This is a genomic window from Bacillus sp. FSL M8-0350, from assembly GCF_038593345.1.
Taxonomy (GTDB): Bacteria; Bacillota; Bacilli; order Bacillales; family Bacillaceae; genus Bacillus; species Bacillus safensis.
Genome location: NZ_CP151985.1, coordinates 1,108,171 through 1,122,410, shown reverse-complemented (window position 1 = coordinate 1,122,410; position 14,240 = coordinate 1,108,171). Strand labels below are relative to the sequence as shown.

The 14,240-nt window shown below is 41.1% G+C and carries 16 protein-coding genes and 1 riboswitch; of the genes, 5 read left to right on the top strand and 11 right to left on the bottom strand.

Going from position 1 to position 14,240, the window contains the following annotated elements; all coding sequences use genetic code 11:
• Positions 1-3: 3 nt before the first annotated feature.
• The 6 genes from argJ to NSS80_RS05615 form a co-directional block, all read right to left on the bottom strand.
• Positions 4-1,224 carry a bifunctional ornithine acetyltransferase/N-acetylglutamate synthase gene (argJ, locus tag NSS80_RS05640; RefSeq protein WP_212052704.1) on the bottom strand — a complete coding sequence of 407 codons (1,221 nt, stop codon included), beginning with the start codon at positions 1,222-1,224 and terminating at the stop codon, positions 4-6.
• 22 nt (positions 1,225-1,246) lie between these two features.
• Positions 1,247-2,284, bottom strand: coding sequence for an N-acetyl-gamma-glutamyl-phosphate reductase (gene argC, locus NSS80_RS05635; RefSeq protein WP_267542777.1), 1,038 nt, complete (start codon positions 2,282-2,284; stop codon positions 1,247-1,249).
• 137 nt (positions 2,285-2,421) lie between these two features.
• Positions 2,422-2,970 (bottom strand): MFS transporter, encoded by a 549-nt coding sequence (locus NSS80_RS05630; RefSeq protein WP_317222112.1) that lies wholly within the window; start codon positions 2,968-2,970, stop codon positions 2,422-2,424.
• Complete coding sequence (locus tag NSS80_RS05625) at positions 2,967-4,412, bottom strand: FAD-binding oxidoreductase (RefSeq protein WP_041117108.1); 1,446 nt, start codon at positions 4,410-4,412, stop codon at positions 2,967-2,969. The genes NSS80_RS05630 and NSS80_RS05625 overlap by 4 nt, the downstream gene beginning before the upstream one ends.
• Before the next feature lie 123 nt (positions 4,413-4,535).
• The gene (locus NSS80_RS05620; RefSeq protein WP_024425066.1) at positions 4,536-4,844 is read right to left on the bottom strand and encodes a metal-sulfur cluster assembly factor; all 309 of its coding nucleotides are present in this window, start codon (positions 4,842-4,844) and stop codon (positions 4,536-4,538) included.
• 46 nt (positions 4,845-4,890) lie between these two features.
• Positions 4,891-5,676 carry an alpha/beta fold hydrolase gene (locus tag NSS80_RS05615; RefSeq protein ID WP_034282104.1) on the bottom strand — a complete coding sequence of 262 codons (786 nt, stop codon included), beginning with the start codon at positions 5,674-5,676 and terminating at the stop codon, positions 4,891-4,893.
• Between the two features lie 138 nt (positions 5,677-5,814).
• Between NSS80_RS05615 and NSS80_RS05610 the strand changes: the two genes are divergently transcribed.
• The 3 genes from NSS80_RS05610 (at position 5,815) to NSS80_RS05600 (ending at position 7,053) form a co-directional block, all read left to right on the top strand.
• Entirely contained in the window at positions 5,815-6,627 is an 813-nt protein-coding gene (locus NSS80_RS05610) for a Cof-type HAD-IIB family hydrolase (RefSeq protein ID WP_041117106.1), read from the top strand.
• Between the two features lie 88 nt (positions 6,628-6,715).
• Positions 6,716-6,865 carry a hypothetical protein gene (locus NSS80_RS05605; RefSeq protein ID WP_024425069.1) on the top strand — a complete coding sequence of 50 codons (150 nt, stop codon included), beginning with the start codon at positions 6,716-6,718 and terminating at the stop codon, positions 6,863-6,865.
• Positions 6,862-7,053 (top strand): DUF3813 domain-containing protein, encoded by a 192-nt coding sequence (locus NSS80_RS05600; RefSeq protein ID WP_024425070.1) that lies wholly within the window; start codon positions 6,862-6,864, stop codon positions 7,051-7,053. Before NSS80_RS05605 ends, NSS80_RS05600 begins: the two co-directional genes overlap by 4 nt.
• A gap of 49 nt (positions 7,054-7,102) precedes the next feature.
• Here the strand turns inward: NSS80_RS05600 and NSS80_RS05595 are convergent, their stop codons facing one another.
• Positions 7,103-7,558, bottom strand: coding sequence for a BsuPI-related putative proteinase inhibitor (locus NSS80_RS05595; RefSeq protein WP_317222113.1), 456 nt, complete (start codon positions 7,556-7,558; stop codon positions 7,103-7,105).
• Positions 7,559-7,572: 14 nt separating this feature from the next.
• Positions 7,573-8,415, bottom strand: coding sequence for a YitT family protein (locus NSS80_RS05590; RefSeq protein WP_024425072.1), 843 nt, complete (start codon positions 8,413-8,415; stop codon positions 7,573-7,575).
• Between the two features lie 139 nt (positions 8,416-8,554).
• On the opposite strand from NSS80_RS05590, the gene NSS80_RS05585 reads away from it, so the two are divergent.
• Entirely contained in the window at positions 8,555-9,406 is an 852-nt protein-coding gene (locus NSS80_RS05585) for a DegV family protein (protein WP_024425073.1), read from the top strand.
• A gap of 47 nt (positions 9,407-9,453) precedes the next feature.
• Here the strand turns inward: NSS80_RS05585 and NSS80_RS05580 are convergent, their stop codons facing one another.
• The 3 genes from NSS80_RS05580 to NSS80_RS05570 form a co-directional block, all read right to left on the bottom strand.
• Positions 9,454-11,103, bottom strand: a complete 1,650-nt coding sequence (locus tag NSS80_RS05580) for a methyl-accepting chemotaxis protein (RefSeq protein ID WP_041117103.1) — start codon at positions 11,101-11,103, stop codon at positions 9,454-9,456.
• Positions 11,100-12,077 carry a BMP family ABC transporter substrate-binding protein gene (locus tag NSS80_RS05575; protein WP_041117101.1) on the bottom strand — a complete coding sequence of 326 codons (978 nt, stop codon included), beginning with the start codon at positions 12,075-12,077 and terminating at the stop codon, positions 11,100-11,102. Before NSS80_RS05575 ends, NSS80_RS05580 begins: the two co-directional genes overlap by 4 nt.
• Before the next feature lie 343 nt (positions 12,078-12,420).
• Positions 12,421-13,269, bottom strand: coding sequence for a S1 RNA-binding domain-containing protein (locus tag NSS80_RS05570; protein WP_025093387.1), 849 nt, complete (start codon positions 13,267-13,269; stop codon positions 12,421-12,423).
• A gap of 225 nt (positions 13,270-13,494) precedes the next feature.
• Between NSS80_RS05570 and NSS80_RS05565 the strand changes: the two genes are divergently transcribed.
• The gene (locus NSS80_RS05565; protein WP_012009527.1) at positions 13,495-13,986 is read left to right on the top strand and encodes a YajQ family cyclic di-GMP-binding protein; all 492 of its coding nucleotides are present in this window, start codon (positions 13,495-13,497) and stop codon (positions 13,984-13,986) included.
• Between the two features lie 81 nt (positions 13,987-14,067).
• Positions 14,068-14,186: riboswitch (SAM riboswitch) on the top strand.
• The last annotated feature ends 54 nt before the right edge of the window (positions 14,187-14,240 follow it).

Here is a 14,240-nt window from a genome sequence, read left to right as displayed (position 1 = left end):
TCTTTATGTGCGATAGCTCGCGTTAATTTTCACATAATCATAGGTAAGATCACAGCCCCATGCTGCAGCTTCACCATTCCCCTCACTCATTTGAATGAAAATCGTAATCTCATCCTGCTCTAGATATGCTTTTGCTTCCTCTTCTGAGAATGGCTGCGGTTCATTGTGTTTGAATAAACATTGTCCGCCTAAATAGACTTCTACCTCTTCCGGTGTGACGGAAGCTGCGCTATGACCAATAGCTCCAACGATTCGGCCCCAGTTGGCATCTGTACCATATACAGCGGTTTTAACAAGACTTGAACCAACGATTTTTTTTGCAATGATGCCGGCTTCCAAGTTATTTTTAGCACCAGCGACTTTTGCTTCAATTAATTTGGTTGCGCCTTCTCCATCTCTCGCAATCTCTTTGGCTAAATCCTCGCAAGCTAGTTTTAATCCTTCTTTAAACAATGGCCACTCTGGATGCTCTTCATTGAGTGCATCGTTTTGTGCCATTCCATTTGCCATCACAAGCACCATATCGTTTGTCGAAGTTTCTCCATCGACGGTAATTTGATTAAAGGTCACATCCGTAATGTCACGAAGCGCTTGCTGTAAGGCTTCCTGTTCGACATTTGCATCTGTTGTGACAAAGCCAAGCATTGTCGCCATGTTCGGGTGAATCATGCCAGAGCCTTTCGCTGCGCCTGAAATGATGATCTCTTTTCCGTCTATCGTAAGGGTGTATGCTGTATTTTTAATGACAGTATCTGTCGTTAAGATCGCTTCTTCAAAATGGCCTTTTTCGGCTTTTGCTTCTTTTAACTCGGCGATGCCCTTTTTGATTTTATCCATCTCAAGACATTCCCCAATGACACCTGTAGAAGAAACAGCAATATAATCAGGTGCTACACCTAACATATCTGCACAGGCTGCCTGCATGTCGTATGCGTCTTTTAATCCCTGCTCACCAGTACATGCATTGGCGATGGCACTATTGACAATGACACCTTTTAATTGTCCTGTCTTTTTTAAGCTTTGTTGTGTGACTTTGAGAGGCGCAGCTTGAAAGTGACTTTGTGTGTAGACCGCTGCACTTGCTGCTGGCACTTCGCTGACGATGAGGCCAAGGTCTTTTTTTGAATAGCGCAAGCCAATGTGAATCCCCTTTGCTTCAAAGCCTTTTGGTGATGATACGTCACCATCTATTTTGACAATGCTTTTTTCATTCAATTCGATCATGTTTGTTGTCTCCCCTGTTCTCTTATGGATAAAGAGGTGTCATTGTGAGGCCCGCCTCTTCATGTAAGCCTTTGATGATGTTGAAGTTTTGAACCGCTTGACCGGCCGCACCTTTCATGAGATTGTCTATGACCGACACGATTGTCAGTCTCCCTGTTCGCTCATCTAAATGAAAGCCAATATCACAGAAGTTACTGCCGTATACTTCTTTCGTTTGTGGATAAACGCCGTGATCTCTCACTCTGACAAAATAGGAATCTTCATAAAAGTCTTTCATTCGCTTCATCAATTCTTCTTTTGTGACATCTGTTTTTAATTGTGTATACATCGTCGCCATAATCCCTCTTGTCATCGGGACAAGATGCGTAGAAAATGTGACGTTCGCCGTCTGCGGATTCCATTCTCTTAATATTTGCTCTATTTCCGGCGTATGCTGATGCTCATTCACCTTATAAATTTTAAAGTTATCGTTTAGTTCTGAAAAATGCGTGCCAAGTGAGGCAGATCGTCCTGCACCGGACACCCCTGTTTTTGCATCTATTATAATCATGGATTCATCGATGACATTCTGTTTGATGAGCGGTGCTAAACCGAGAAGAACTGCGGTAGGAAAGCAGCCCGGATTGGCAATCACTTCAGCCTGTTGAATTTTGTCACGATTCAGTTCGGATAAACCGTACACCGCTTGTTGAACAGATGCTGCATCCGCTGCCCTTCGTTTATACCAAGCTTCATAGGTTGCTCCATCTTGAATGCGCAAATCACCTGATAAATCAATGATCGGCACTCCTTGATTCATAAGCTTTGGCGTCAGTTCGCTTGATACGCCTGCTGGTGTCGCTAAAAACACAGCATCTGTCTCTCGCACAATGGCAGCCGGGTCAATGGCTTTTAATGTTTGGTCAGTAATCGTTGTTAGATGCGGATAAGATTGACTGTATGATTGCCCATCACCACTTGATGAATACAATATACATTCCTCCACATGCGGGTGATGCTTGAAGATACGAACCAATTCCGCACCACCGTATCCTGTAGCACCTATAATACCTATTTTCAACGTCAATACACCCTCTTGATCTTTGTGAAATTATTTAACATTATAACATGTATAAAAATTAATTCAATTGTATATTTAATATTTGTTTTCATTTTTTTTCAACAAAAAAACCGCATATCTTCATGAGACATGCGGATTTATTTTTCGTTTTTGATATAGAGGACCATGAGTGCACTGCATAAATATAATATGGAGCTTGCATAAAAAATGAAGTAAACGGTAAAGAAATCAGCAAACAGGCCGCCAAGCATAATGGCAATGGATGAAAATAGGGCTGTCCAAAAATGATAGTGACCGACTTCTTTCATTCGTTTGTTCTCTGTTGTGAGATCAGTAACAAGCAATTTCTCTCCGTGTTTTTGAAAGCCACCAAGTGCACCAAGTGCAAGCTGGATTATATACACTTGCCCCACTTCTGTTATATGCGGAAAAAGCAATAAAAGAAACGCCATACCAAACGAATGAATGATTAAAAAGAGCCGCCTGTCGGTGGTTTCCGGCAGTTTTCCTAAAAGTAAATGAATAAACGCACCGCTTAAACCAAACAGACCATAGGCGAGTCCAAACTGTGAATAGCTTGATCCAACATTTTTAATAAAAAGAATGTAAAAGGGGAATATCAAACTGCTGGCGAAAAACAGCAGACTTTGAGAGTAGACGAACCATTTCATTGCTTTTGCATTCATTGTGTATTGTACCTCTCATAAAAGTAGTTGGTAAACGTGCCATCTGGATCTGCTTGTTTTTTCTTTTGGAAAAATACATCGGTTTTAGGATAAGCCCGCTTCATTTGCGCCTTCGTTTGATAAGGCATGTACGGTAAGTAATAGCTTCCATCGTGCCGCAGCGTGATATCTGTCATTTTTCGAATGATCCGCTCTGCTTCCGCCTTCTCTTCTTTTTCGAACCCGTAATTCACTAAAAGCACAAGGGCAAACATATCTTGTTTCGCATATGAGAGATCCGCTTTTTCATTTTTTTGAACGTAGCGGATTGTGATATTCATTAGATTCAAATCTTCCTGTTGTAAAAAGGCTCTCATGTCATCGATGTACGCACGAAAACGGTCAACTGGGACGAAATATTCCTGCAGCACATCTGTGTCTGACTCATTTTTATATTCCAAAAAGGCAGAATCAGAACGCATCACATTGTTTCTTGTGATCAGCTGATCATTTTGACTTAGGAAATACTTCTTTTGCAAATTCCAGAGCAGATCTTTCCCCATATCAAATCTCCTGGAAAGGCCGAGCATAAATTTCAATGGCATAACGAGTTGATCTTCTTTCAGCTCTTGATATGATTCGTTTTTTTGATCTGAAGAGAGGGAATAATTCGTCACATACATTTCTTTCAAAAAGTTTGTTTTTGCTGTTGAGATTCTGGCAAGATGCATGCGTACTTCTTTATTGTGTTTGACATGCTTTTGAAAATAATCCGTATACTCATCGTAATCTAGAGAGGTTGTCTCCATTTTATATAATTCATCTTTTGTTAAAGAAAGATCAGCATCTAAAATGACACCGAACAATCCGTATCCCCCAATGACCGCAGAAAACAAATCATCACCTGGCTTTACTGTGACAATCTCACCATTTGCTTTTAACAGCCTAAAAGAACGTACCGTATCAATGAGTGACCCGTAGCGAATGTCACGTCCATGTGCATTTGCACTTAAAGATCCGCCAATTGTAAAGATATTCTGCGATTGCATCACCTTCACAGCTAGGCCATATGGATTCACATATTTTTGTATATCATCCCATGTAGCACCGCTTTGAACCCGAATCGTTTTCTTTTTTGGATCAAACGCTAAAATCTGGCGGAATTCCGTCATATCGAGCACGATGCCGTTTTCATAATATGTGTGGCCGCCCATACTATGCTGTTTTCCGGCAATAGAAATCGGCAGGTGTTTAGCTTTTGCTTCTTTCAATACTTCTTTTAACGTGTCTATCTCTTTCCCTTGAACAACTTTTTTGATTTTGACAGGCATGAGATGACTGACATCAGTAAAAGCCTCAAGATCCTTTTTTTTGTGTACTTGGCCTTCTCGTATAGTGATTGATATAAGAAATGCAGCAGCATATACGATCAAAAGAACGATCCATAGCCATTTTTGTTTCATGATAGGTACTCCGTTCTATAAAATTACATCCATTATATCAAGCTACTCTCTTCCTCCACCTTAATTTTTCATAAAAAAACCTGGCATGAGTTTAACTCATACCAGGCATTTTTCATTTTGTGCTTATTGAATACCGAGCGCGATTTTTGCGTATCTTGACATTTTGTCTCGTGTCCAAGGGGGATTCCATACGATGTGAACTTCTGTTTCTTTTACTTCTGGAAGATCACTTAATGCTTTTTTGACTTCATCTACGATAATTGGTGCAAGAGGACAACCCATTGATGTTAAGGTCATGGTGATATCCGCTTTTCCATTCTCATCAAGATCGACATCATAGACAAGTCCAAGGTTGACGATGTCGACATTCAGCTCAGGGTCAATCACCTGTTCTAGGGCGCCTAAAATATTTTCTTTCAATGCTTCATCCATGATATCCACTCCTTTTTCCATTAGTATAACGTACTTTTTCTTATGACTAAACGTTTGTGCTTTTCAGATGTGTCTCAAACCAGTCAATCGTTTCGAACATCGCTTGTCTTGAGACCTTATGTCCAGCTTGTCCATCAGTGATAAAACGAATCAGATGCGGATCCTGCTTATATTGTGTGGCTACTAACTCATCATATAGAGTTTTTGCGTGCCGGTAAGGGACGACAGGATCGTTTTCTGCATGCCAGAATAACAGCGGTCTTTTGTTTAATCGATCTGTTTGCAGCGTTAAATCATATGGGCGCAGAGCGTCTAATTGCAGATGAACCTCTTCGTCTGTAATGTCTTTCATCAACCCTTTGTGACGCATGTCCATGATTTGTGCTTTTAGAAATGTCGTATAGTTTGGACTTCCCATCAAGCTGACAGCGGCTTTGATCCAATCATGCTTGGCAAGTGCACCAAAGGTGGTGATGCCGCCCATGGATGTACCCGCAACGCCTATCAGATCGGCTTCAATCAATTGTTTTTCTTGAAAGTATGTTTTGAGTATATCGATTTCACGAATTTCGTTCAGGACAATTTCCCAGAACTTTGATGCCAGTTCCTCTAAGCTGAGGTTTTCTGATCTTACACCATGATAAGCACAGTCAGGCAAAATGACTCTCATGCCTTTTTCCGCCAAATGGAAGGCGAAGTGTAAATTATGCTCGCGTGCACTTGTAAATCCATGAATAAAAAATACAAGCGGCAGCGGTTTGTCTTTATTTTCAGCTTTTACGATATGTAAAAATGGAATATCGCGCGTAATTTGCTCATCAATGGTGATCACAGCCTCTGAATCCTCCTTTATCATTCCCGTCTTTGTTTATTTTAACATGTAGACAACAAAGATGTGATAAAGATACACTATAGATAGAGGCGCTAACATGAAATTGCCTCCTATCACTTACAGATCAAAGGAGATTTTATGGAGACTAAACCTTATCTAATCGCACTTGACCTGGATGGCACATTATTAAAAGATGATAAAACCATTTCTGCGCACACACTTGACGTCATTCAAAAAGTGAGAGACAGCGGTCATCACGTCTGTATATCAACAGGCCGGCCATTTCGATCCAGCTCTCCTTATTATCAGCAATTACAGCTTGATTCACCCATTGTGAATTTTAACGGAGCGTTTGTCCATCATCCTCTTGATGAAAAATGGGGCAGATTTCATACGTCACTTGATCTTCAAGTGGTCAAACAGCTTGTAGACATTAGTGAAGAGTATAAAGTGCACAATGTGTTAGCTGAAGTGTTAGACGATTTGTATTTCCATTATCATGATGAAAAACTCATTGATATCTTTAATATGAATGCAAACAAAGTCACTGTTGGAGACCTTAGGGACAACCTTGGAGAGAATGTGACGAGCGTGTTAATTCATGCAAAAGAAGAGGACGTTGGAGCCATTCGAAGCTATTTATCAGATGTCCATGCAGAAATGATTGATCACAGGCGCTGGGCTGCCCCGTGGCACGTGATTGAAATCATTAAAACAGGCATGAACAAAGCCGTTGGACTGCAAAAGATCAGTGATTATTACGGCGTTCCTAAGGAGCGGATTGTCGCATTCGGAGATGAAGACAATGATTTAGAAATGCTTGAATTTGCTGGATGCGGTGTAGCAATGGGCAACGGAATTGATGCCGTGAAACGTGTCTCAAATGAAGTCACTGATACAAATGAACAAGACGGGATTGCAAAGTTTCTAACGAATTACTTCTCGCTTTAATTTTTCCATTCATACATAGCAGATGGAAGCGGGCATACTACCGTTAGACAGGTTGTCCTGTCAGCTTGTGTAAAGGGGCGGATTCCGAATGGGTAAAAGAAGCAAATCGAAACGCTTTATACAACAAGGTAAAGATTCAGTCAGTCTTCATGACGCACGTTTTCCTTATCGTTCGACACTTGAAGAAGCGTCAGACAGAGGGAATATGAAGACTGATGCTTCTGGAGGTTCATTGTGAGAAACGAACTTTTTGATCAAGCCAAATCGTTTACTGAAGAAGCTCTTACTTCTTCATTTTCATCTGGGTTAGAGCGTCAACAGGCAGTCAAGCGTGCGAAAAATGCCGTATCCTCTGCATTTGCCAATTCGACAGATGCAGAAAGAAACCAGCTGCATACCTTCCAAGACTTGCTCGATGATCTCTAACATAAAAAAGCTGGCCACATTAAGTGGACAGCTTTTTTGATTCCCTTGCTTATTTGACTTGGAATGTTTTCTTCTCCGTGATTTGTTTCAGCCCTTCTGCTTTTCCTTTAAACGTTACGACTGCTTCGTATGTTCCGGGCTTTACACCGTTTGACCATGTATCTTGAAAATCATAGGCCTCGCCTTTTTTCAGCACAAAAGTTTGGATGGCCTGTGTGAACATACGGTCTTTCGAATAGCGGTATTGTTCATTCCCGTTTTCGTCATACAAACTAAGCTCGAATTTTTGGCTTGTGTTAAAGGTAAATTCAAAATCTCGATCTGATTCATTTTTCAGCGACATGTTAAATTGAACTGAAGAACCTTTCTGGACGGGGTCTACTGTGAGCTCAACCGTTTTTTCTCCCATTTGACCGGATACCTCCTTGTCTGGTTCATCCTTTTTTTGTTGTCCACAAGCGGCTAAAACCAATAGAATGAGAAGAAGCACCAACCCTTTTTTCATCTGCTACCCACCTTTTAATCTCGTCTGAAAAATCCAAGAATATTGGTTGTCTGAACAATATTTGTAAAGGCTTTTGGATCGACTTCTTTAATAATTTGTTCAAGTTCATATAGCTCATACCTTGTAATGACGATCACCATCATTTCCTTTTGCTCGTTGGTGAATGCGCCTTTTGCAGGTACAGTCGTAATGCCTCTGACCATTTTTCCATAAATGGCTTCTTTGATTTCATCTGCTTTCTTCGTGACAATCATCGCGGTCAGCTTCTCATGTCTTGTATGGATGGCATCAATGACCCTTGTGGTCACATATAATGTGACAAGGGTATATAATGCTTTCTCCCAACCTTGTAATAATCCTGCTGTAAAAATGATGATTCCATTTAAAATGAAGAAATACGTGCCAACCGGTTTATCCTTCCATTTCGCTAAAACCATAGCAACAATGTCGAGTCCGCCTGTTGATGCCCCGTATTTGAGCGTGATCCCAATCCCTACTGCGGATATGACACCGCCAAACACAGCATTTAATAAAATATCGTGGGAAACGCTCGTTTCTGGTAAAATACCAAGGAAAATGGTCGTCAGCGCAACACTGATGATGCTGTACAAAGTAAAGGAACGGCCAACTTTCATCCAGCCTAAAATACCGACTGGAATGTTTAAAATAAATAATAGAATCCCTGTTGATACATAAAATGGCGCATATTGATCGATTAAGCTGGATAACAGCTGGGCTACCCCTGTAAAACCGCTCGCATATACGTCAGCTGGGATTAAGAATAAATTCAGTCCAATCGCATTGAGTAATGCACCAATAACGACGACAATGAGTTTTTTTGCTTCTCCAATGAACATGTTGTCATTCCTCCACTTACCATTCTCTCTATGGTTTTCCCTAAAATTTAGAATTTGAACACGAAAAGATGATTTCTATGATATAGTTAGGCTAAAAAGATGTAAAATATGGCTTATTTTTTAGAAAGAAGGGATTTATATGACTGTTCATATCATAGCAGACAGTGCTGCTGATCTGCCTCTTTCTTATTATGATGAACATAACATAACGCTCATTCCGCTTCGCGTATTGCTTGGCGAGCAGGAATTTGAGGATTTGATCACCATTGAACCAAAACAAGTATTTGATGCGATGAGACAAGGAGCCAGTCCAAAAACGTCACAGGCTTCACCAAACCGGATCAAGGAAACCTTTGTTTCTGCCGCTCAAACCCATACATCTGCCATCTATGTCGCTTTTTCATCAGAGCTTTCAGGTACATACCAGACAGCTGTGATGATGGCAAACGAAGTGAAGGAAGAATACCCTGATTTTGATTTACGAATCATTGATTCTAAATGCGCTTCACTCGGCTATGGGCTTGCTGTCAAACACGCTCAATCACTTGCCATTGACGGAAATACAATACAAGAAATTGAAACGTCTGTAAAGCATTTTTGTGAATCTTTACAACATATTTTTACTGTAGACGATTTATCGTATTTAGCAAGAGGGGGAAGAATCAGTAAAGCGTCCGCATTTGTTGGCGGTTTGTTAAGCATTAAGCCCATTTTACATGTCGAAGATGGAAAACTCATCCCGCTTGAAAAAATCCGCGGACGTAAAAAGCTGCTGAAACGCATTATTGAACTAATGAAAGAACGCGGAACGGATTGGTCGAACCAAACCGTTGGTATTAGTCATGGTGATGATCCTGCACTGGCGGAAGACATGAAACAGCTGATCGAAGCCGAATTTCATCCAAAGGAAATTGATATTCAGATCATCGGCGCCGCTGTTGGGTCCCATTCAGGACCTAGCACGCTTGCGATCTTTTTTACAGGCAAATGATCATAAAAAGCACCCTTCCCTGACACAACACGGGAAGGGTGCTTTTCTTATGAAAGTTTAAATCGCTGCACGGTTTCATTTAACCTTGCCGTCATACTCATCAATTCTTCGACCTGTTTGTTCATTTGATGGAACGATTGCAGCTGTTCATTGGCTGAGGCAGAAATTTCTTCGCTGCCAGCTGCTGTTTCTTCTACCACTGCACTAATATTTTCAATCGAGTGCAGTACTTGTCCGCCAAGTTCTGTTGATTGCATAATTTGGTCATTTAAGACCGCCATTTCTTGTTTAATATGCTGCGCTTTTGTTTCTATATCTTCAAAGGAGTGTGAGGTTTTGTCCATCGCATCCTGCTGCTGAAGTGAAAGCTTGACCCCTTCTTGGACAGTTTGACTAATGGATTGAATGCCTCTTTCAATATGACTGACCATGTCAAAGATTTGTCTTGTTGCATTAGACGATTCATCAGCAAGCTTGCGAATTTCATCTGCTACAACGGCAAAGCCTTTTCCAGCTTCACCTGCTCTTGCCGCTTCAATGGCTGCGTTTAAGGAAAGCAGGTTTGTTTGGTCCGCAATGTCAGAAACCGTTTTGGCCATGGCCGAGATTCCGCTGGCGTATTGCGTGAATTCTCCTGCTGATTCTTCGATTTGTCTCGTCGCATGTGTATTTTTTTCAATCGCTTTTTTTGTTTCTGTTAACGTGTGCTTTCCGCTTTCTACGGCTTCGATGGCATCCTCTGTACTGCGGATGACCGTTTGTGAGCGTTCGGAATTTTTACGTCCATGCTGGTCCATTTTCTCAATCAAGCTGACGCCGTGCTGGAGATCTTCTGAAATCGCTTGTGATCCATTGGCCATTTCGTCTGTCGAAACAGATACTTGATTCGCAGACTCCATCATCTTTTTGTTTTCATCATTCAGGTGGATCGAGAATGTCTCTACTCGGCTTGAGACATTGCTGATTTCTTTAATCAGACTAATCAGCTGATCTGTCATTTGATTAAAGGATTCATTCAAACCGCCGATTTCATCCTTGCGCTGAATATCCATCCGCTCCACAGCAAGGTTGCCTTCTGCGATCTGCTTTGCTCTGTAGGATAGTGATTTAATGGGTGTCACGATGGATCGCGTTAATCCAATATTCAAAAAGACGGCAATGACAATCAGTGTGAGGGCTGAGACGAGTGCACTTGTGATAATCCATTGGACATTGTCTGCTGCAGCCTCTAGATTTTGTTTATACGCTTCTTCTGCCCTTTTATTCATCGTATGCACATCGTTTAAAACGCCATCAATTCTTGCTGCCACACGTCTTGCATCCGATGCGTTTTTTTCACCAATGGCATTGTTTGCTTCCTTGGTCCACGTGTCATATTTTGAATTTAACCTTGTTAATGCCTCTTTGTTCATATTTCCTGCATGTTTGTTTAACGTTTGCAGCTGTTTTTTTGCTGTAGAAATATCGTTTTGAACGATCTCTAGCTGTTCATCTGAGAGTGTCATCGAATAATTGGTCATGGCTTGCTCGACACTTTCAAAGCTTGCCTTCGTTTTTTGAACATTTAATAAGGTTTGGACATCTGTCTCATTTGATGATTGGATTTTTGTCATGCTGACAATGATAAAGGCGATAACGCCAACTGCTAAAAGAAGTGAGATAAGTGAGTTGAGTAAAATTTTGACGCGTAAGCTCATGATGCGTCCCCCTCTTCTTTTAGAAGCGTCTGCTTCAGACCATTTAATTTTTTGGTCAGTGTCTCAGCATTTTTCAGGATCCGGATTTTTGCCATATCGATTCCATCATTGCTTAAGTCATAGACAACATGCCCGCTTTTCATTTGATTGTTCTTAACGAGCTGTTCGCTGAATTGATAGACCACTTCATCGACTTTTTTCACCATAGACGAAATGACCGCTTTTTCAGCAGTATAGTACTGATCGCTGTCTACACCAATAGCATATTTCCCCTGTGACTGCGCTTCTTTTAATACACCGACACCTGTATAACCGGCTGCGGCATATAAAACGTCTGCTTTCTTTTTGATCATGTCTTTGGCTATTTTACTACCCTTGCCTGCATCACTAAACGTACCGGCATAGGTGGATAAGATCTTGATTTTCGGATTGACTGATTTGGCGCCTTTTTGAAATCCTTTTTCAAAACGATGAATGACATCTGCGTCAACACCCCCAACAAATCCAATGACATCGCTTTTCGTTGTCATTGCAGCAAGTGCTCCCGCTAAATAGCTGCCTTGCTCTTCTTTAAACGTCACAGAGGTCACATTTTTCAGCTCAGATACAGCATCGATCAAAAGGAACTGCTTCTTCGGATATTTCTTTGCGACTTTTTCCAGGTCTTCTTGCATACTGAAACCTACACCAATGACAAGATCATTTCCATCTTTTACGAGTTCTGTCAGCCCTTTTTCATATGTATCAGTTTCTGCAATTTCTCTATAATCAAATTCAATGCCAAGCTCATCACGTGCTTTTTCTAATCCTTTAAATGATGAATCGTTAAATGATTGATCACCAAGACCATCATCTGTGAGCATAACGCCAATATGCTTCGCAGTTGATTTTGGCGCCCCTTCCTGTTGATTACCGCATGCGGCGAGCACCATAAGCATGGCTGCCATCAGAAGTAATGATATTTTCACTTTCATCCAAAAACACACTCCTTTTATCATCCTTACTCCTTTTTTATCGGATTTGAGGGGCGTTGTTTCAATGATATAGTGAAGGTTTTTCATGACTTTTTTCATAGAAAAAATCCATTATTTAAAACAAAAATAAAAAAGTGAGCAAATGCTCACTTTTAGATTGTTGACAAAGGGCTAAAATGATCTTGATTTTAGCCCTTTGTCTTCTTTTCAGTGTAATAGAAAACCTTTGCAGTCTAGGAAGGACGAGCACAGGAGCGGAGCGAATTTGACATTCGTGAGCACCGGAGCGCAGACCTGCGGGCGAATGCGAGGGTTTGTCTACACGCTGAAAGTGAGCAAATGCTCACTTTTTCTCGTATGTCCAGCCTTCTTTTTGGTAAACTAGATCATTTTTCATGAGATGACCTAGTGCTCGTTTAAAGGCTGCCTTGCTCATTTGAAATCTTTCGCGGATATCTTCTGGATCACTTTTGTCTCCATAAGGCATGGCGCCGTTTCTTGTTCTCATATAGGTTAAAATTTCTTCTGCATCGACAGATAATGCATCCTGTTTTCTAGGAAGCAGAGAAACGTTTACGGTTCCATCCTCTTTCACTGCAATGACGCGTCCTGTAACGGTCGATCCTAATCTTGGCTCTTCCTTTCGTTCCGTGCGGTGAATAAACCCTCGCACGCCTGTATCTGTCAGCATAAAGGAACCTGTTGCAATTAAACGATAAATGGTTCCAGTGATTTCTTTGTTCATTAAGGTTTCTGGTGCCTCAGTGAACAATTCACTGATCACGTCTTCTGTGGCTGGTTTTGCGAACATTCTGCCGTAGCTTGTGACTTTCAGCATACAGTAGAGTTTGTCTCCTTTTTTCGGCCATGCTTCCTCAAAAGGCGGGAGATGTTCTGTTGCAACAAGTGCATCCTTTGACAGCCCAACATCGACAAATGCGCCCATGTCTTCTACCACGTCCACGACTTCTACCCAGCCGTATGTATGTGCGTTAATTGTAGGTATTTTCATCGTGGCAGCGAGTCTTTCTTCATGATCTACATATAAGTAGACCTCTACTTCATCTCGGTCACCAATATCTTCTGTCATTTCACTGCGGTGTAAGAGGACCGAATCTTCACCGTCTGTCAAAAAGTAGCCGTATTCCATTTCATTCTCTATTTGCAAGGTCAGTTGCTCACCTGGTCTCATGTTCTCTTCCTTCCTATCTGCCCATAAAAGAGCGTTCGTTCATCTTTTGATTCACTCTATTCTACTATACTTCTCCCCGCATGAACATCTCTAGTTCTGTTAGCTAAAGTGGACAAACTGGACACGATTTATACGGCTGGCGGCTGTACTCTTTGATAAAGTTTTCTTCTTCTGCTATTTGCATGATAAAATAGACGCAATATCTAAACTTGGAGGTCATGTGTGATGGCAAAAGAAAGCTCATTTGACATTGTATCGAAGGTTGAACTGCCTGAAGTGCAAAACGCTGTTCAAGCAGCACTGAAAGAAATTAAAAACCGTTATGATTTTAAAGGAAGTAAAAGTGATATTTCTCTCGAAAAAGAAGAGCTCGTTCTCATCTCTGATGATGACTTCAAACTTGAGCAGCTAAAAGATGTGCTTGTGACAAAGCTGATCAAACGAAATGTTCCAACTAAAAATATCGATTATGGAAAAACTGAGCATGCCCTAGGCGGTACAGTGCGCCAGCGTGCGAAGCTCATCAGCGGGATTGATCAAGACAACGCCAAAAAGATTAACGCGCTTATCAAGCAGTCTGGCATCAAAGTGAAATCACAATTTCAGGATGACCAAGTGCGTGTGACAGGGAAAAATAAAGATGATTTACAAGAGGTGATTTCTCTTATGCGCAAGGCTGATTTGCCGATTGATGTCCAATTTATAAATTTTCGATAAATTTCAAATTTTCCATTGATTATTTCTGCATTTTTCGTTACAGTTGATGGAAGTTCAATTCATTGACATGTTCATATTGCTTTCTTATCAAGAGAGGCAGAGGGACTGGCCCTGTGAAGCCTCAGCAACCGGTGTAGTAGAAATCTATTTTCTATGACCAAGGTGCTAAATCCAGCAAGCAACTGCTTGGAAGATAAGGAGAAGAATTACGATACAGCCAAAAAGTCTTCTTCTTATCAGAAGGCTTTTTTTGT